General features: G+C 47.7%; 16 protein-coding genes. 7 read left to right on the top strand and 9 right to left on the bottom strand.

Annotated elements, in window-relative coordinates; genetic code table 11:
* Positions 1-52 precede the first annotated feature (52 nt).
* A complete protein-coding gene (locus V6669_RS13130; protein WP_338594226.1) occupies positions 53-925 on the bottom strand; it encodes a diguanylate cyclase in 873 nt (290 codons plus the stop codon).
* 3 nt (positions 926-928) lie between these two features.
* On the bottom strand, positions 929-1,693 hold the full coding sequence (locus V6669_RS13125; RefSeq protein ID WP_338594224.1) for a hypothetical protein: 765 nt from the start codon (positions 1,691-1,693) through the stop codon (positions 929-931).
* A gap of 301 nt (positions 1,694-1,994) precedes the next feature.
* Here V6669_RS13125 and V6669_RS13120 point away from each other — a divergent pair, with 301 nt between their 5' ends.
* The 6 genes from V6669_RS13120 to mnhG are packed head-to-tail and all read left to right on the top strand — an operon-like array spanning position 1,995 to position 7,903.
* Positions 1,995-4,949 carry a Na+/H+ antiporter subunit A gene (locus tag V6669_RS13120; RefSeq protein ID WP_338594930.1) on the top strand — a complete coding sequence of 985 codons (2,955 nt, stop codon included), beginning with the start codon at positions 1,995-1,997 and terminating at the stop codon, positions 4,947-4,949.
* A 1-nt stretch (position 4,950) separates the two neighbouring features.
* Positions 4,951-5,289 carry a Na(+)/H(+) antiporter subunit C gene (locus tag V6669_RS13115; RefSeq protein ID WP_036670645.1) on the top strand — a complete coding sequence of 113 codons (339 nt, stop codon included), beginning with the start codon at positions 4,951-4,953 and terminating at the stop codon, positions 5,287-5,289.
* A complete protein-coding gene (locus tag V6669_RS13110) occupies positions 5,282-6,760 on the top strand; it encodes a Na+/H+ antiporter subunit D (protein ID WP_074094789.1) in 1,479 nt (492 codons plus the stop codon). Before V6669_RS13115 ends, V6669_RS13110 begins: the two co-directional genes overlap by 8 nt.
* Before the next feature lie 6 nt (positions 6,761-6,766).
* A complete protein-coding gene (locus V6669_RS13105) occupies positions 6,767-7,243 on the top strand; it encodes a Na+/H+ antiporter subunit E (RefSeq protein ID WP_036608718.1) in 477 nt (158 codons plus the stop codon).
* A complete protein-coding gene (locus V6669_RS13100; protein ID WP_017688855.1) occupies positions 7,243-7,527 on the top strand; it encodes a Na(+)/H(+) antiporter subunit F1 in 285 nt (94 codons plus the stop codon). Before V6669_RS13105 ends, V6669_RS13100 begins: the two co-directional genes overlap by 1 nt.
* The gene (gene mnhG / locus V6669_RS13095) at positions 7,511-7,903 is read left to right on the top strand and encodes a monovalent cation/H(+) antiporter subunit G (protein WP_074094788.1); all 393 of its coding nucleotides are present in this window, start codon (positions 7,511-7,513) and stop codon (positions 7,901-7,903) included. The genes V6669_RS13100 and mnhG overlap by 17 nt, the downstream gene beginning before the upstream one ends.
* 132 nt (positions 7,904-8,035) lie before the next feature.
* Here the strand turns inward: mnhG and V6669_RS13090 are convergent, their stop codons facing one another.
* The 6 genes from V6669_RS13090 to V6669_RS13065 form a co-directional block, all read right to left on the bottom strand.
* Positions 8,036-9,151 (bottom strand): GDSL-type esterase/lipase family protein, encoded by a 1,116-nt coding sequence (locus tag V6669_RS13090; RefSeq protein WP_338594929.1) that lies wholly within the window; start codon positions 9,149-9,151, stop codon positions 8,036-8,038.
* A 235-nt stretch (positions 9,152-9,386) separates the two neighbouring features.
* Positions 9,387-10,406, bottom strand: coding sequence for an alpha/beta hydrolase family protein (locus V6669_RS13085; protein WP_338594219.1), 1,020 nt, complete (start codon positions 10,404-10,406; stop codon positions 9,387-9,389).
* A gap of 189 nt (positions 10,407-10,595) precedes the next feature.
* Positions 10,596-12,842, bottom strand: a complete 2,247-nt coding sequence (locus tag V6669_RS13080; protein ID WP_338594218.1) for an MMPL family transporter — start codon at positions 12,840-12,842, stop codon at positions 10,596-10,598.
* Between the two features lie 107 nt (positions 12,843-12,949).
* Positions 12,950-14,104 (bottom strand): type III polyketide synthase, encoded by a 1,155-nt coding sequence (locus V6669_RS13075; protein ID WP_338594215.1) that lies wholly within the window; start codon positions 14,102-14,104, stop codon positions 12,950-12,952.
* Positions 14,105-14,337: 233 nt separating this feature from the next.
* Positions 14,338-14,958, bottom strand: coding sequence for a flavin reductase family protein (locus V6669_RS13070; protein ID WP_338594213.1), 621 nt, complete (start codon positions 14,956-14,958; stop codon positions 14,338-14,340).
* Between the two features lie 165 nt (positions 14,959-15,123).
* Positions 15,124-16,116 (bottom strand): iron-hydroxamate ABC transporter substrate-binding protein, encoded by a 993-nt coding sequence (locus V6669_RS13065; protein ID WP_338594212.1) that lies wholly within the window; start codon positions 16,114-16,116, stop codon positions 15,124-15,126.
* Between the two features lie 459 nt (positions 16,117-16,575).
* Here V6669_RS13065 and V6669_RS13060 point away from each other — a divergent pair, with 459 nt between their 5' ends.
* Positions 16,576-17,220 carry a hypothetical protein gene (locus V6669_RS13060; RefSeq protein ID WP_338594211.1) on the top strand — a complete coding sequence of 215 codons (645 nt, stop codon included), beginning with the start codon at positions 16,576-16,578 and terminating at the stop codon, positions 17,218-17,220.
* A gap of 149 nt (positions 17,221-17,369) precedes the next feature.
* Here the strand turns inward: V6669_RS13060 and V6669_RS13055 are convergent, their stop codons facing one another.
* A complete protein-coding gene (locus tag V6669_RS13055) occupies positions 17,370-18,593 on the bottom strand; it encodes a multidrug effflux MFS transporter (protein ID WP_338594210.1) in 1,224 nt (407 codons plus the stop codon).
* Position 18,594 lies beyond the last annotated feature (1 nt).

Raw genomic sequence — 18,594 nt, 5'->3', positions numbered from 1 at the left:
ACGCACATTCGCACAAAGGTAATTGGGATAACCCAGCTATTGTTATTATACGCTAACGATCCTGTTTCAACTCGGAATAAAATGTCATTCTGTTCTTGCCTGCACGTTTGGACTCATACAAAGCTTCGTCCGCCATCCGAATAATCTCACTTGGGTTGTCGCTGTTGGTTGGATATTCAGCACCTCCAATGCTACATCCAATTCGAATTCGCTCGTATTCGATAATAAACGGCTTGTTCAGACTTTGAATGATGGCTTCTGCATAAGCCATGGCTTCTTCCCTCGGATGACTTCCAACAGACTGAAGTACAATCAGGAATTCATCTCCGCCCAATCGGACTGTTATACCCTTCTCCTGACCAAGAGCCGACAGTCGCTGGGCCACTTTCTGTAGCAGCACATCTCCAGTCTGATGTCCAAGTGTATCGTTGACCCGTTTGAATCCATCGAGATCCAGATAGAGAAAAGTCAGCGTGTGATTTTCACTTTCGGTCTCCAGAGACTCCTCCAAATACACTTCAAGAGCAGTGCGATTCGGCAGACTAGTCAACTGATCAAAATGCGCCAGATTCTGCATCACGACGAGCTCTGAGTTTTTATTCATAAGAGAGGTCAGCATATCCCGAAGCGAACGGGACAACACTTCAATCTCCTTTATCCCCTTATTCGCAGGAATCTCAAGCTCTTCCCCTGCACGCAGTCGATTGGCTACTCTGGTAAGACGCACTAGTGGGGAAGAGATCAGACGTGAGACAAACCAGCCAATCAGTGCAAACAGCACGGTAACGGCGAGTCCAGACCACACATTAAACCACATCAGGTCAAACACAGAAGCAAAAGCAGAAGACTTGACTTGACGAATGACTACGGTCCAGCCTAATCCGGGGTAATCCAGATGACCCTGGCTGTAGGCAAACCCTGTCACATATTAATTACCGTCAGGCCACTTTTCAATGGACCAACTGCTTTTGTTGCGCTGGGCCTCTTCGATGCCGGGCAATACCAACGGTTTACCAACCCATTCCTTCGGCCCCAGCAGCACTGTATGTTCCTTTTTGCTCACGATAAAGAACTCAATGTCTTTTTCTTCCCTTTTCAATGGGGCAAGAACGGATTCCTCCACTTCCTTCGCCCATTCCCAGCTTAAATGTGCAGCGAGCACACCTTGAATATGTCCTTTGCTATCCTTCAGCGGAAAACTGATATCGACAAATTGCAACGGCTCTCCCGTTGGATTCGGAAGCAGCTTGGCAAGAAGTACTGCATTATGCACATCTCCAATGAATTTACCCTTGATTCCCTCCTGATACACAGGTCGCTCCGATAAATTTTCCCCAAGCAAGATACCATCCGTGGCAGCTAACACTTTTCCTTCTGGGTTCATGAATCCAACCCATGAAAAAGAGGGAAAGCTATCTTGTAACTGATCCAGCAGCATCTGAATCTCATCAGGTTGGAATCCATCTTCCAACGAAACCATCCGGCCCAGCAGGTCCAGTTCACCCGCGCGAGCGGACATGAATCGATCCAGCTTGTCCGAAGCCTGTGAGGCCGTGCCTGTAAGCGAGTGACCAATCTCAGTCTCTACAGCAACAAATGACTTTTGGCTAAAAATAGACCCAATCGTCAGAGTAACCAGCAGGGATAACACAGCGAAGATGACTGTAAGCACAGTTCTAATTTTGAATGACATTACTTCCTCCATTACACGGTGAAACCATCTTGCTTTTCAACATAACTATGCTGTAAAGAGTACACGGAATGTCACCTAATCGTTTTCATATTTATCGGAACTTGTGTGTTTATTTATTATACATACCCATACAATATTATACTGAAATTTTCACCGTGTTTCTTCCATTCAAAGAATAGACACGATTCTGTATATACATACTTGGGTTATGAATATAGAGAGCAAGCATATCCTTCAAAGGATCATGCGCCTGTATGTCACAGAGAGAATAATCGAAATACTAAACATTGGGGGTGTAATGTTGAGCCTGCTTCATGTTGCTGTTATTCTGCCTTTTGCCGCTGGCATTCTTCTTGCCATGCTGCATCGTTTCTTCCGTAAATTACATTTGGGATGGCCGGTTCTCCTTGTTCCGGCACTATTATTTGTATACTTTGCGAGTCTCATACCCGCTGTGTCACAGCGCAATACCGTATCTGGAAATATCCCATGGATTCCTTCACTGGACATTGGATTTAACCTGTATCTGGACGGTCTGAGCCTCATGCTGACACTGCTAATCACCGGAATCGGTGTCCTCGTTGTTCTCTACTCCATCTTCTACATGGATATGAAAGAAGCGCTGAACCGTTTCTACCTGTATCTGTTGATGTTCATGGGAGCCATGTTGGGCGTAGTGCTGTCTGATAATATGATCGTGCTCTACGGATTCTGGGAATTGACCAGTATTACGTCATTCCTGTTGATTGCATTTCATTACAAACGTAAAGCCTCGACTTCAGGTGCACAAAAATCATTCCTGATTACGGTATTTGGCGGTTTCGCCATGCTTACCGGATTCATGATGATGTATCTCATTACCGGAACATTCAGTATTCGTGCAACCATTGCAGGATTGGGTCAGTTTCAGGAAAGCGCACTATTTCTACCCGCACTTATCTTGATCCTGATTGGAGCTTTCACCAAGTCAGCTCAATTCCCGTTCCACATCTGGTTGCCGGATGCCATGGAAGCTCCCACACCTGTTAGTGCCTATCTTCACTCAGCCACCATGGTCAAGGCCGGACTGTACGTTGTGGCCCGATTCACACCAATCTTCGGTGGAGAGGGACTCTGGTTCTGGCTGGTTACTGGCGTTGGTCTTCTAACTTTGTGTTATGGATCATTCCTGGCGGTGAAAAAAAACGATCTCAAAGCGATTCTCGCCTATTCGACCATCTCTCAACTTGGTCTGATCATGTCCCTGTTAGGGGTTGGATCTGCTGCTCTCTACTTCGGATATGGCGAATCCTCTGCGATGTATACCGTGGCAATAACCGCTGCGCTGCTTCACCTGTTTAATCATGCGACCTTCAAGGCCGCTCTGTTCATGGTCGTAGGCATTGTCGATCATGAAACGGGTACACGTGACATTCGCAAGCTCGGTGGACTTGCTTCATTCATGCCAATTACATTCACCGTGGCATTGATTGGTTCACTTGCCATGGCGGGTATTCCGCCGTTCAACGGATTCCTGAGCAAGGAGTTATTCTTCCAGGCGATGGTAGAAGTCACGCATCTGCGAATCTTTGGACTTGGGTCCTGGAGTGTTCTATTGCCGGTATTCGCTTGGCTTGCAAGTGTGTTTACCCTGATCTATGCGCTTATTATCGTGTTCAAAACATTCCTCGGTCGTAGCCAAAGCGAAATCCCTGCCGAGAAGCTACACGAAGCGCCCGCTGGCATGCTCATTCCGCCTGTTGTTCTAGGTGTTCTTGTCATCGTATTCGGACTCTTCCCGAATCTGCTGGCCGGATCACTGATTGAACCGGCCATGGCCGCTGTGCTTCCATCCCTCTTGAATGGGAATGAGCGCTTCGATGTACATTTCTCTCTGTGGCATGGATGGACTCCGGAACTGATTATGACGATCGGAGTTGTGATTCTCGGAATCACTCTCTACAAGCTGTTGCCACGATGGAGGAATATTTATGAGCATTATCCACAAGGATTAACAATTAACAATATGTACCATGTCGTGCTGGATAATCTTCAGCATTATGCACGCAAATGGACGGAAGCCTATATGAATGGCTCGGTTCGTAATTATCTCGTTTACATTTTCTCATTCACGGTCGCGTTGCTGGTCTATGCCTTCTTCCGTTCAGGAGAAAATATAACCTGGAATCTGCAGGGCAATGCACCTTACTCATTCTATGAGGTGGTACTGCTAGTCACGCTCATCGGCGCTGCAGTTTCGATTCCTTTTGCCAAGAACAGATTGTCGGCAGTCATTATGACCGGAGCGGTTGGTTACCTCGTAACCCTGCTGTTTGTACTCTTCCGGGCGCCGGATCTGGCGTTGACACAGATGATTGTTGAGACGGTATCCGTTGCGTTGTTCCTGCTCTGCTTCTACCATCTGCCTGAGCTTCAACGTGGCAAATCAAGCCGCAGTTATCTCACGGTGAATATGATTGTAGCGATTGCAGTCGGAATCGTGATGACTTTTGTGGCACTGGCTGCAAGCGGAACAGCATCACTCGACAGCATTTCTACTTTCTTCCTTCAGGAAGCCTATGATTCGGCCGGTGGTAAAAATGTCGTGAACGTGTTATTGGTGGATTTCCGAGGCTTCGATACGTTATTGGAGATTATGGTGCTTGGGGTTGCTTCATTGTCCATCTACTCCATGATTAATCTGAACCTCGAAGCGAAGGATCTCGGAGCCCGCTTGAAGTTCCGTAAGAAGGACGAAAGTCAGGATTCCGAGCCCGATCTGGATGATGAAACAGACAATACGAAAAAATATGGTAACCGGGAACGCAGCTCATCCTCGTGGGATACTGTCCCCTTGCAGAGTAATGATGTATTGCTGCAAACGACCACCAAGGTCGTTGTGTTCATCATTCTGACGTTTGCCATGCATCTCTTCTTTGCAGGTCACCACAATCCGGGCGGAGGTTTCATCGGCGGCTTGGTAACAGCGGCAGCGCTCGTATTGATTGCCCTGGCATTCACTACTGATACAATACGCAAAGCGTTACCCGTTGACTTCCGTGTTCTCACAGGGATCGGATTGGGTATAGCGTTACTTACGGGTGCGGGTTCATTTATATTCGGAGTCCCGTTCCTAAGTCAAACCTTCGGCTATTTCGAACTTCCTTTGCTGGGAGAGACAGAACTCGCCACGGCCATGCTGTTTGATCTTGGCGTGTATCTCGCTGTCCTGGGTGTCACCATGACCATCATTCTACAGATCGGGGAGGATCGCTGATATGGAAATATTGATGTGTGTAGCCGTTGGCATTCTGTTTGCGGTTGCCGTCTTTTTAATCTTGTCGCGGAGCCTGCTCCGCATCGTACTTGGCATGTCCATACTAACCCATGGCGTGCATCTGCTCTTGATCACCATGTCACGTCTCAAAACTGGGGCACCACCACTGCTTGGGGAGATGGCTGAACGTTATGTCGATCCACTTCCTCAGGCTTTGATACTAACTTCAATTGTTATTAATTTTGGCCTCACTGCGTTCTTCTTTGTTCTCTCCTATCGTTCTTATCTGAAGTTAAAAACAGACGATATGGAAGAAGTAAGGGGGCGCCCATATGAATAATCTCGTCGTTCTGCCGATTCTGTTGCCTTTGATTACAGGTGTTCTGGCTCTGCTATTTTTCCGAAAAACAAATATCCAGCGGATCATTAGTGTCATTGGACTTTTGTTTACAGCAGCGGTGTCAACGATACTTATTACGCGGGTAGCACAGACTGGAGTTCTAACGCTTAATATGGGTGGGTGGGCACCTCCCTATGGTATTGTGCTTGTTGCGGATATGGTGTCGGCGCTACTTGTCGTAGCCGCTTCCATCATTGCACTGGCGTGTCTACTGTATGCTTTCCGCAGTGTGAACAAGGAGCGGGAAGAGCACCACTTCTATCCGTTCTTTCATTTCCTGATTGCGGGAGTTAATGGATCATTTCTAACCGGAGATTTGTTCAATTTGTTTGTCAGCTTTGAACTGATGCTCATCTCTTCCTATGCACTGATCGTATTGGGAGGTACGGAAAGACAATTACGTGAAACGATCAAATATGTCTTGATTAACATCGTTTCTTCAGCACTGTTTGTCGCTTCCATCGGCTTCCTCTACTCTATTACTGGCACATTGAACATGGCAGACTTGTCCGTAAAAATTGCTGAAGTGGGACAGAGCGGGGTCATTACCTTAATTGCCGTACTCTTCCTAATCGTATTTAGCATCAAGGCCGGACTGTTCCTGTTCTTCTGGCTGTCGGGCTCTTATGCGGCACCACCTGCTGTCGTCACTGCATTGTTCGCAGGATTGCTTACCAAAGTTGGCTTGTACGCAATTGTGCGAACATTCACACTGATCTTCTATCATGATCCTGATTTCTTCCATACACTGATCGGATGGATGGCTGGTGCAACGATGGTCCTTGGTGTCATTGGTGCGATCTCATACCGCGATGTGAACAAAATTCTCATTTACAACGTGGTCGCAGGTGTAGGTTTTGTCGCTTTTGGTATGGCTTCGGCCAGTCGTCCTGCACTGGAGGGGCTGCTCTTCTATATGCTGCATGATATGTTGATCAAAACATTGCTCTTCCTGCTCGGCGGTGCCTTGATCGCTGTTGCCGGAACATCAAAACTCGATAACATGGGTGGGCTAATCCATCGCTATCCGCTGCTCGGCTGGATGTTCTTCATTAGCGCACTTGCTTTGGCAGGTTTGCCGCCATTCAGTGGTTTTCCAGGGAAGTTGCTTCTCTTTGAAGGAGGCTTGCAGGCAGGCTTGTATGGTCTTACCGGCATTGCGGTGCTTTCGAGCTTGTTGATGTTATATTCGGTACTACGCATCTTCATACAAGCGTTCTGGGGCGAACCGCCTGCCGGGGTTACAAGGCGCCCTTACGCGGTGAACGGCCTGCTGATTCCTGCCGGAATTCTGTTTGTATTCATCATTGTAATGGGTGTGGGGGCTGAAGGCATGTTCCAATTGACCTCCCGCGCCGGCGATATTCTACTGCATCCCAATATTTATATTGATGCCGTATTGAAGGAGTAGATGTCTATGGCCTTTCAGATTGTACTGAATCTTATCATTGCTTTTGTATGGATGTTTCTGAACAATGCCTGGAATGGTGTTGGTTTTCTCATAGGTTACCTGCTTGGACTGCTTCTCATCGGGGGAATGCGCAGATTCTTCCCCCAGCGCTTCTATATTGTGCGGGTCTGGGCCATCTTCAAACTGATTACACTGCTGTTCAAGGAACTGGTGCGAGCCAGCATTGAGGTTATACGCCAGATTATCAAGCCCAAGCTCGATATAAGGCCCGGTATTTTTACGTATAAAACTCAATTGTCCTCGGATTGGGAGGTTACTCTGCTCTGCTTACTCATCTCATTGACACCAGGTTCTCTTCCGCTTGAGATCTCGGGTAATCAACGCAAACTGTTTATTCACGCACTGGATATCAAGGATGAACAGAAAATGAGAGATGATATCCAAAATACATTCGAAAAAGCAATTATGGAGGTGACGCGTTAATGTTATCCTCACTGTTGTTCATCTCATTGCTCATTCTCTCCTTAGCCATTCTGGGTTGCTTGTACAGGGTGCTGCGGGGACCATCCATGGCTGATCGGATCACGGCACTGGATACCATCGGTATCAATGTAATTGCCATCGTTGCCGTTCTGTCGATGATGCTGCAAACCCAAGCCTATCTGGATATCATCTTGCTGATTGGTATTCTGGCCTTTCTAAGTACAGTGGCATTTGCACGTTATATCGAACGGGGGGCGGTATTCAAAAATGATGGAGATCGTTAAAGTAACCACTGAAACCGCTATAGGTCTACTCGTACTGCTCGGTGCACTACTCAGTGCACTCAGTGCATTCGGTCTTATTCGTCTGCCTGATGTATATCTGAGAGCCCATGCCGCAACCAAAAGTATGACACTTGGAGTATTCTGTGTATTAAGCGCTACATTTTTCTACTTCTGGTACTTCGATAACTATATCAGTGCCCGCTTGTTGCTTGGTATCCTGTTTGTATTCATCACGGCTCCGGTGGCCGGACATCTGAACGGACGGGCCGCCTATCGCACAGATGTACCACTGTGGGAGCAGAGCGTGCAAGATGAATTGGAACCCTTGTTAAAAGGAAAAAAAGTGAACCATGAAGCCAAGGATATGATGGAGTAATCCCCAGCCTAGGCATAACGAATACCCCCAAGGGATCAACCGCTCATTTTGCGGTACGTCCTGGGGGTATTTTTTATTTTCATACACGGATCATATCAAACACTGATTATACAGACAGATTAAGTAGTATAGTCAGAAACCATTCAGTCCCTGTCTTCTCAGATCCGCAGCCACAATACGTGCAAGCTCAGCAGCCCCTTGACGATTCGGATGCAGACTATCCCCCGTCATATATAGACCAAGTGTTGCCGCTGGACCAATGGACGTGAAATAGGCAGAACTGAGCTTATTCAGTTCAACCAGGGTGACTCCCTCTTCCTGAGCTAGTGCACGGGTGGATTGATTGTACCAGCGGTTCTCCGCTTGATGCACATTGGCTGAATTAAAGTCCGTTGCCCGGCCTTGAGGCGTAGAGAGAATGACCGTTGCTCCTTTGTTCTTTGCCTGACGCACCATATCCCGCATAATCTCCTTGAACTGCGCCTCTGTTGTATTGTTCTTGGCATTGGTGTCGTTAATTCCGAATTGCAAAATAAAATAATCTCCCGGCTTGATATACTTGAGAATCGCTTCCATCTGACCATCATCGCGGAATCCTCTCGCAAACTGACCACTTGCCGCCATATTGCGAACCTGGAAGGTGGAATTGTTCACATAGGACGGAAACAACTGTCCCCAACCTCCTTGTACACTGCTACCCAGTGGATAGTAATTACAGACTGTTGAATCCCCACCAATGTAGATTGTGCGGTTGGTAACGGTCTGATTGGATAACTTCCGGATTTCGAGTGCACTAAGTGTGAAGGCGGTGCCTGTCTTTCCTTCCGTAACCAGCAGGTTTAATTGCCCGTCAGTCACCGGAATTTGAAATTGGTCCGTTGCCCCATTGCCTGTCATATTGATGATCTGGTATACACCTTCTGCCGCTACACTCGCTCTGGCTGTATTGCCCAGGACCACTTTAACTTCATATAGTCCATTGGACAGATTCACATTGAAGGTATTGGTGCTCTTAGTCCCGTAAGTCAGAAACTGGACAGCGTCGCTCATCACTCCGCTTCCTGAGGCAGACACATTCCTCATCTGTGCAGGTGTGTTGAAGCCATAACCTTTCGTAGATGTATAGGCATCTCCTGCGGACACACCTGTGTAACCGCTCTCAACAACACCCGAACCAAAATCAAATCTGTAATTGTCCGTTGCCGCTTCGGCGACTTGCCCTCCACTGCTTCCTAGACCGATGCCCATTGTACTTGCAAACAGAACAAGACATAGCAAAAACTTTACCGATGTTGACCATTTCATCACTGAATTCTCCTCTCGAATATACTACGAAGACAGAATAACCTTCCAATCGCTGTTATCCCCAGATTTTTCGATTCCCTTTTCTCAAGGGAAAATCCGGTGATAGCGTATGCTTCCGAAGTAGCTTTCTTGCAGAAAGCTTGTAGCTTCGCTTTTTCAGTTTTTTTAAGCCTCAGCTTCACAGAACTTGATCAAGCCAGTCATAAGCCTTCGCTCCGCTAATCTCATGTCCACCTGTAAAGAAATCCGCATCCAGTGATTCTGATGCTCCCGCCTGCTCATATATGTGTGTCAAACGGGCATACGCCTCTCTCGCTGCATGGATGGGGAACACCTGATCATCACTTCCAGCTTCAATAAAAAGTGGCCTAGGCACAATCAGGCCGATGAGATCCGGCAACTCCGCTTCACGCAGGATACCTGGCACATAGTTGTCCAGACAATGGTTCCGATCCAATATGCTGCCCTGGAATGTATTTGCATAACCACTTACTACAGCTGCACGGAACCGTTCATCCAACGCCGCTGTAAATGCGGTCACCAGCCCACCGCCCGAGATACCCATGCTTCCAATTCGCTCGGAATCCACTTCAGGTCGTGTCGATATATAATCCAGTACTCGTGTTGTTTCATACACCCTATGACCGGCGAGGGTCTTCCCCACCATGAGCAGATGCGCAGCAATCTTTGTACAGGAACTTACCCCTGGTGGCGCATCGCGGTCCTCTTCTAGTCTTCGATCACCAAATCCGAGCAGCTCTGGAGCCGCAACCACATAACCACGCTTCACAAGAGCTACTGCAAAGTCCTTGTGTAATCCGGGCTCTCCTGTCCGTGGCGACCCATCCGGTTCCATGCCCGATATCTCTCGGCTACCGTAGCCATGCCCATGACAAGCAATGATAGCAGGTCTCTTGTTTTCGATAATGCTTCCATCACCTGGAATTAATAAATATACAGGCATACGAAGTCCTGCATAGGTCGTGATTTCAATCCGCTCCCGAATATATCCGTCACATCTAATGCGCTCCAGTAAGACAGGATTCATTGCGGCCGCCATCGTGGGAAAACCGCCCAACCGTTCTTTGACACGTGTACGTAACTGACTGCGCCATAACTCCAGGGGTTGATCTGCGTGATACGCGGAACGACCACGGAGATTCGTTTGTTGTTGTAGATAGGCTTCAATATCAGACATGGGCCTGTGTCCCTCCTGTTTTTCATAGGTTAACGTAGATAAAAGACTGTTATATGGAATTAATCCCATCCATTATAGAACATCTAAGTCAGCCATGAATTGAACATGTTTGCCTGTTTTGAATAGAATCACACGATTTCTAGCCAAAAAGGATATCTCCAACCTGAAGACAGGTTACGGAAATACCCTTCATTTCATCTGACCTGGCAGCCACCAGTTCCACCCGCCCATTAATTTCATCAATGCAGGTACCAGTATTAGCCGGATCAACGTAACGTCAATCAACACCGCTGCCGTGATTCCGATCCCTAACTGCCTCACACCTGCGACTTCGGCAAAAGCAAACGGCACGGTCACCGCAAGCAGTATTGCCGCGGCGGAGGTAACCAGACGACCCGTAGAAGCCAATCCCTGTTGGACAGCCACATCACTGTTTCCGGTTCGTCTATACACCTCCTGAATACGGCTCAGCATAAACACACCATAATCCATGGATATGCCAAAGACCAATCCTGCAATAAATACAGGAATCATAATGGCAATGGCTGACGGCTCCATACCTAGATGTCCTTCATTGAACACCCACACCAATATGCCAAATGAAGCGGCTAAGCTGAGAAGATTCATCAGAATTGCCTTGATTGGAATAAGCATCGATCGGAATGCCGCCAGTAACACAAGATAATTGGTGACCACTACAAATACCAGCACTTTGGGCAGTTGACTTGTGACTTCCTGCATTATTTCATACTGCTTGGCAGCTTCCCCACCATAACGTAGTTTTACGTTGTTGGAACCAAGCGTATAATCGCTATTCCTCATTCGTTCCAGCCAATCTGCGACCTGCTCCGACCCGGGCTCCCCGTGTACGGTGGCTACCAATCGTATGGAATGATCAGAGACAGTTGAACGCAGCCATGCCGTCCTTGTTGACTCCTTGCCTTCTATGGAAGGAGTGAGCGACGACGGCGGAATTCGAAAGAGGCTTTGCGCGCCATTTTGATTCGGCTGTAATAGACCCCATGGTGAAACAATGCTCAATACGTCTGAGTCCTGCAGTAATTGACGGGCTTTGTTGTGGGCCATCTGCCAGTGTAAGTCAGTCAACAGTTCCTGTTGTCCGCCAATCACGATCTCGATGGTGGAGGTATTTTTTTGACCAAAATCATGTTGCAACTGCTCTGCTGCCTGACGGGACTCCATTCTCTCTGGCAGTGATGAGGCATCCGGAACGGACAGTTCCAGTCTGGTGACTGGATAAACACACAGGAGCAGCACAACCGTACCTCCAATGGCCATACTGACTGGTCGTTTCATGACCATTGCTGACCATCTATGCCAGACCGAGCGTCTGGGTAACGAATGGACTAACTTTCGCTTGAAGACCCGATCCGCAGACAGTGACAGTAGAGCTGGCAGCAGCGTAACATTTAACAATAGCGATAGGAGCAGAACAATAATGGCCCCCAAGGAGACACTCAGAAACATTGGCAGTCTGATCCAGAGCAAACCCAGCAGCCCAAGGAGCACACAAGCTGCCGAGAATAACACTGCTCTGCCTGCTGTACGCAATGTTCGCTGAAGAATCTCGCTCCGCAAAACCTCGCTTTGCATATCCAGGCTGCTGCCCGTAACGTTAGCTTTGCCTTCATCTTCGTAGACCCGCTGAAGTTCTTCCCTGTACCTGCTCAGGATGATCAGGGCAAAGTCTATACTGAGTGCCATGCCCACCATGGGAATCACATTAATGATAAAATTGGACAATTCCAGATGATAACCAAGGAGTGACGTGACTCCCATAGCGGTAATCACAGCACTGATGCCCATCATAACAGCAATCAACGCGGCATATAGCCCCCTGAATGCAAAACACAAAACGATCAGGGCAATCGGCAGGCCGACCATTTCTGCACGTTCCAGATCACGAAAGCTCAGATGATTTACATCCTGCTGCACGACTGCCTTTCCCGTCAATTGCACCGTACCTGGACCGTCTGTTGCCAACACGGCACGCAACTGCTCCAGTGGGGGACCCATCTGATGCGCGGGCACATCCATTTTCACAAGAGCATATGCCCTTTGGTCTTGCATCGTCACTCTTTCGCTAACATCCAAAGGGGACGTGATAGAGGTTACCGCAGGCAATACTTGAACCTGTGTCAATTGATCCTTGATCCACTGCCGGAACTGTAACGGCGAGGTATTTTCCTTTTTCTCAAAAACCAGAATAACCGGATCAGTAGGAGAACCGAATTCGTCCTCCAGAACAGCATCAACTGCTTGCGCATCCCCGTGAACCCGTTTTAATCCGTGATCCTGAACTATGTCAGGTAACTTCCACGCCCAGACCGCTGACATCCCGATGATAAATACCCAGCAGAGAATAATGAACCTCGGATATCGGCTGATGAAGGCAGCAAGTCTGCGATAACCCATACCTAAGCTCCTCTGCGATCAGATTAGTCATTCGATTATGTTCATCGGTAAGATCTAAGCACAATCATTCACTTGCCGTGCATATCTCCTTCACTCGGGTTCGCGAACTATTGGATGCCATGATTCACAGGTGTTCTGTTTGCTATGGGGGCAGGGATGTATGTAAAAGGAAGTAACTCTGCTGTCAGTCCCGGGCCAAAGGCCAGCGCTATCCCACTGGAATGCTCTTCCTTCTGTCTGTAATCCTCGCGGATGGCTTGAAGAACAAAAAGAATCGTCACGGACGACAGGTTGCCATAATCCCGCAGGATGTTTCGGCTGTAGGAGACCTGCTCATCTGTCAACTGATACAGCTTCTGCACGGCATCCACGATGCCTCTGCCTCCCGGATGGATCGCCCATATTTCCGGTAAAGCTCTCCCCTCCAGCAACCGTTCTACCTCTGGACCGAGATGTAAACCAAGCAGCTTCGGAATCTGTGGTGACAGGTAGAGATCAAAGCCTGTATTGCCCACTTCCCAGATCATTTCTTCTGCACAATCCGGGAGGAGCGTTGAGTGCCCACGACCCAGTCGAAAACATTCATTGCGTTCTGTTCCGGACGCACCAATAACACAGGCAGAGGCGCCGTCTCCGAAGAACGATGCGGCATACAGGTCGTCCCGTTTGGCAGATGGCTGAAAGTGAAGTGTACATAGTTCCACACACACGATAAGAACCGTAGCCTTCTGATCTGCCGTTACAATGGAATTCGCCAGTTGGATCGCCTTCAGACCGGCTGCACATCCTTGAAACACCAGTGGAATCCGGTTGATCTGCGGTGACAGGTCAAGCTGTTGGATCAGCCGAACATCAAGTCCGGGCAGGAATTGCCCCGTGCAACTCACCGTAATGAGATGTGTAAGTTCCGTAGAGAATACGTCTGCATCCTGAAGAGCCTGTCCTGCCGCCTCGAGACCAAGTGGAACAGCAGCAGCTTTGTATTTGCCCATACGTTCGGATGTAGTCGGAACCTCGTCCGCATTGGTAAAGGGTAAATATCGGCAAGAATCAACAGGCTCAAGCAGATTCGGTTCACATGTATACCGAGTCTCCACACCGCACTGATTAAAGATTCGTTTGGCCCACCTTCTCGCATCTGGCTCATGTTCCAGCGCTTGCGCGAGACGGGCAGACACATCCTTTTGCTCAATACGGTGGGCAGGCCACGCCGTTCCTATTCCCATAATACTTGCCCCAGTAGTTGCCTCAAGCTGGTTCATCGGCTTAACCCCCTTATAGTACGTGTTCAAAAGTAGGCTTTTTAAACAACCTATATATAAAATAGGTTCATATGACATGTGTGCAGGATATAGTACAAGTCTATTCACTACCTGTCCTGTTTATGTTCATATTAACAAGCAAAGGCGAACAACATATGCGAGTTTCGCACGTGCTGTCCGCCTTTGCTACCGGATTAAACCCGTTCCTATATTACATATTGGATCTGTCAGAACTACTCAGGCCGAATTATAGTAAATCTCTCCCCAAGTTTGGCATAATCATTACCCGCCAGTCGACTGACTGGTTTCAAATGATCCATGAGGATATAGCCTTTGTCTGGATTATAGACTTGTTCGCTGAAATGATACTGCACAATGCGTACCAGTAGCAGGTCACTAACCGGTTTTCCCTCATCGTTCGTGATGGGAATGTGCTGATACAGCTCACACTCCATCCGAATAAGTGCTTCTTTTATTCCTGGGATGGTGACCTTTGTACTTGGCACTGTAGTCAGTTTCGTCCGCTCAAGCTCACTTTCGTGGGGTTCCAGGATAGCTGCTGTCTCATTCACTTCTGTTATGATTGCTTCATCACATATATGCACGACCAGTTCTTGATGAGCAAGCACATTACGTGCAGTATCTTTCATGTTACCGTCTTTACGTGCAATGGATATGGATAACAGCGGTGGGTCCGAACTAACCACATTAAAGAAACTAAAAGGCGCTGCATTGATCACACCATGCTCATCTGAACGTGTCGTCACAAAAGCTATTGGACGCGGCACCACCGAACCACTCATCAGTTTATAGTTGTCTCTTCCCGTTATTTCACGTGGATCCAATGTATACATATGTAATATCTCCTTCCCTGCCACAAAGTATATGACCACTCTACTTCATGACAATACAATAAACTAACTTCTTTATTATATATCCTAAAATGCTGTATTAACAAAAAAACTCCCTGGTGTCCATTGCACCAAGGAGTTCAAACATGTTATACATTTGACCATTTCTTATTTAGCAATGCTCTTTTGAATGTCTTCCATAATTTGAAGGTTCGCTTGAACACCACTATACAGCCAGCTGCTGGAACGGGTAAACTCGAACAGATTACCATTTTTCACAGCCGGGATACTTTGCCATACCGGATCTTTCAGTGCTTCTGACCCTGTACCTTCATCACTATTCACAAAGAACAAGTAGTCTACATCCATTTCAGCCAGCTTCTCCATAGAGATGGAAGACCAGTTACCTGTCGCATTGGCAGAGATTTCTTTTACAACTTCAGGCTCTACAAGTCCCAGTTCTTTGTACATTACTTCTCCACTCGATACATTGTCACTTACGATGAAGAACTTGCCGCTAACCAACCAAATCGCCGCTGCCGATTTCGTTCCCCCTGTAACGGTGTTGATCTTTTCCTTGATTTCTGTAGCTTTAACTTCGTAATCATCCAGCGCTTTTTGAGCTTCCGCACTCTTATTCAAAATTTCACCGATTTTCAGCTGCGTTTTGCGCCAGTCGCTATTGATCTCATCACCGAGTACGTACGTCGGTGCAATCTTACTGTACTGTTCGTACTTCTCACCTTCAACTACACTTTCGGAACCGATAATAATCAGATCCGGATTAAAACTTGTTACCGCTTCAAAAGGCAGATCGAAAGCAATCGTGGGGATACCATTCAGATCTTTTTGTAAATATTCCTGAATTCCGTTGGCTACGGACCATTGGGCAACTGGCTTAACACCTAGTGTTACCAGATTGTCTTCCAGATAAGAAGCGATAATGCGCTCCGGATTTGCGGGAATTGTTACTTCGTGTCCCATTGCATCTGTTAATGTGCGCTCTGTAGCGGCTTCTGTTTGCGTCTCTGCCTCCGTTGTTGTATCGTTCTCTCCTGCTGCTCCGTTCTCTGCAGGCTTCGCTCCACACGCGGCCAACCAGATGGACATGACCATCACCGTAATTAGAAGCATGATCATCTTTCTATTTCTCTTAAACACTGTATTAACCCCTTTCAATATGAACACCTCATTAGGCGTCATTATGACAGATATCTACGTTCAAAAATATTGATACTATTATTGATACATATAATATCCGTATGTACATTTGTCCGATTCCATTGACAATGATAATTGTTATCAGTTCAGTTGTCAATTCGATTATATTCTGCGCTATACAGCTGAACTAAAATTTATTTACACTGACACTACGATGATAGAACAACCTTCCAATCGCTGTTGTCCCCAGATTTTATAGATTCCTCTTTCTCTAAAGGGAAAAAATCCGGGGATAGCGTATGCTTCCGATGCAGCTTCCTTTCAGAAAGCTTTTAGGCGACCGCTTCGCTTTTTTTCAGGTATTTTCTATCCTCTCCGTTTGGTGTAAATGATTAGTTCAACTATATAGATCATATAAAATCTTCTTGGTGGCACTCACATATAGGCGGATGCCGCCATATGCTGAATGCAGAATACGACGACAGGAAGGATGTTCTGTACATGTATTACGAATATAACCCTTATCTAAGTTATGGAGAAGACCGTTCATTTCAATTACCTCCATTGTTCCCAGGAGGTGGCGGCACACCAAGTGGTCCGACGTTTCCTGGTATACCTGGCGGTCAAGGCTCCTATCCTCCCTACATTCCAGGCGGAGGGCCCGGTCCATATATCCCCGGAAGCATTCCAGGTACAATCCCAGGTACAGCACCGGGCGTACCTGCGCAACTGACTCAAGGCAATCTGCCCACCCTGCTTAGTGCCTATCCTCGTCCGGTAGGTCAGCCTCCGGCAGAAATGCTTTTTCTGTATAACCTGATCAAAAGCAGCCCGGGTCTGCTCCCGCTCTTCATCCAGCAACAGCCGCAAAGTCTCACTCAAGCGGTGCAATTTGCACAGACTGGTGCAGCGGCACCACGAGAGAACGAAGAACGTGCACTGCCCAACTTTTGCTACAACCGATGGTCCCTTGTCTTCACATACAATGATGTCTACCTGATGTGGCCTGCGATTAATCTGTTTGGTTTTGTGGTGGGGTACTTCTATCCATTCCTCACGCCAGGTATACTGTCCAATACACAAATTTTGTTTGCGCTCTGCTAAACCTGTCCTTACCTACAGCAAGAGCCCCACTTGGAAGCATAATTCCTTCCAAGTGAGGCTCTTGTTCGTTCTTTTATCCAGATGTACCTTTACATTACTAAGACTCCACAAACGCAAGGTGTACAGAATCAGTACCTTTAACCCAACACTTAATCATTCTGGCGCTTCCTGCCTCTACTGACCATTAGGAAATAAATCACCAAGGCACCAAGATCCGCACACGCGATAACGATTCCCATTGGCACAGCTGTGCCTTCTCCCCCGAGACCTACGAGGGGAGCAACAATACCTCCGAACAGGAACGTCATCACACCAATAAGCGCAGACGCACTGCCTGCCGATTTCTCCTGATTAGCCATCGCCAAGGCAAAGGACGCGGTATTGACCAACCCAACACTGGATACCACCAGAAATAAAGGAATCAGTACAGAAATTAGATTACCTCCAGCCAGAATGGCGATGAGCAGTGAAGTTCCTCCGAGCGCCGCGGTTAGCAGCCCCGCAATTAACAGCCGGGTTTCAGATACCTTACCTGCAAGTCTGCCGGCAATCTGACTGGCCAGAATAATTCCCAGCCCGTTTATGGCGAAGCACACACTAAACATTTGCGGGGATACCCCGTATATCTTCTGAAGCACAAACGGCGAACCGGATATGTACGCAAACATGCCAGCAGCTACAAACCCTTGGGTTAACGCATAACCCATAAACTGACGATCCCCTGCGATTTGGCGAAACGTAATTAATGTCTGCTTCAATCCCCCGCTTGATCTGCGGTTGGAAGGCAATGTCTCTCCAAGACCAAAAATGACAGCCAACAACGTCAGTATACCGATGAGGCTAAGCAAAATAAATACGCCGCGCCACGACGTATACGTCAACAATTGTCCACCAATGATTGGTGCAGCAATCGGGGCTACGCCGTTAATCAGCATTAACAGGGAGAAGAACCGTGTCAGTTCCGGGCCCGAATATACGTCTCTGACGATTGCGCGCGAGATGACGATCCCTGCCGCTCCGGCTACCCCCTGAATGAACCGCAGCACAACAAAAGAGCCCATCGTCGGGCTGACCAGGCAAAGTATGGAGGCGATAGTATAGAGCACAAGCCCTGCAATGAGCGGTGTTCGCCGACCACGTACATCACTTAGAGGTCCGGCAAGCAACTGTCCAACCGCAAGTCCAATCATACACGCCGTCAGACTGAGTTGAGCATACGAAGTAGATGAACCAAACTCATCAGCCAGCGTGGGCAATGCGGGTAAATACATATCCAGGGACAACGGCCCAAAGGCCGACAGTGTCCCCAGAATTAAAGCCATCCGTACACGAGATGTGGAGTTTGTGTTCAATGAAGCTGTTGTACTTTTCATC

It is taken from the genome of Paenibacillus sp. Y5S-9 (genome assembly GCF_036894235.1).
Classification (GTDB): domain Bacteria; phylum Bacillota; class Bacilli; order Paenibacillales; family Paenibacillaceae; genus Paenibacillus.
Note: the sequence above shows the minus strand (reverse complement) of the source record. Positions and strands in the feature narration are given on the sequence as shown.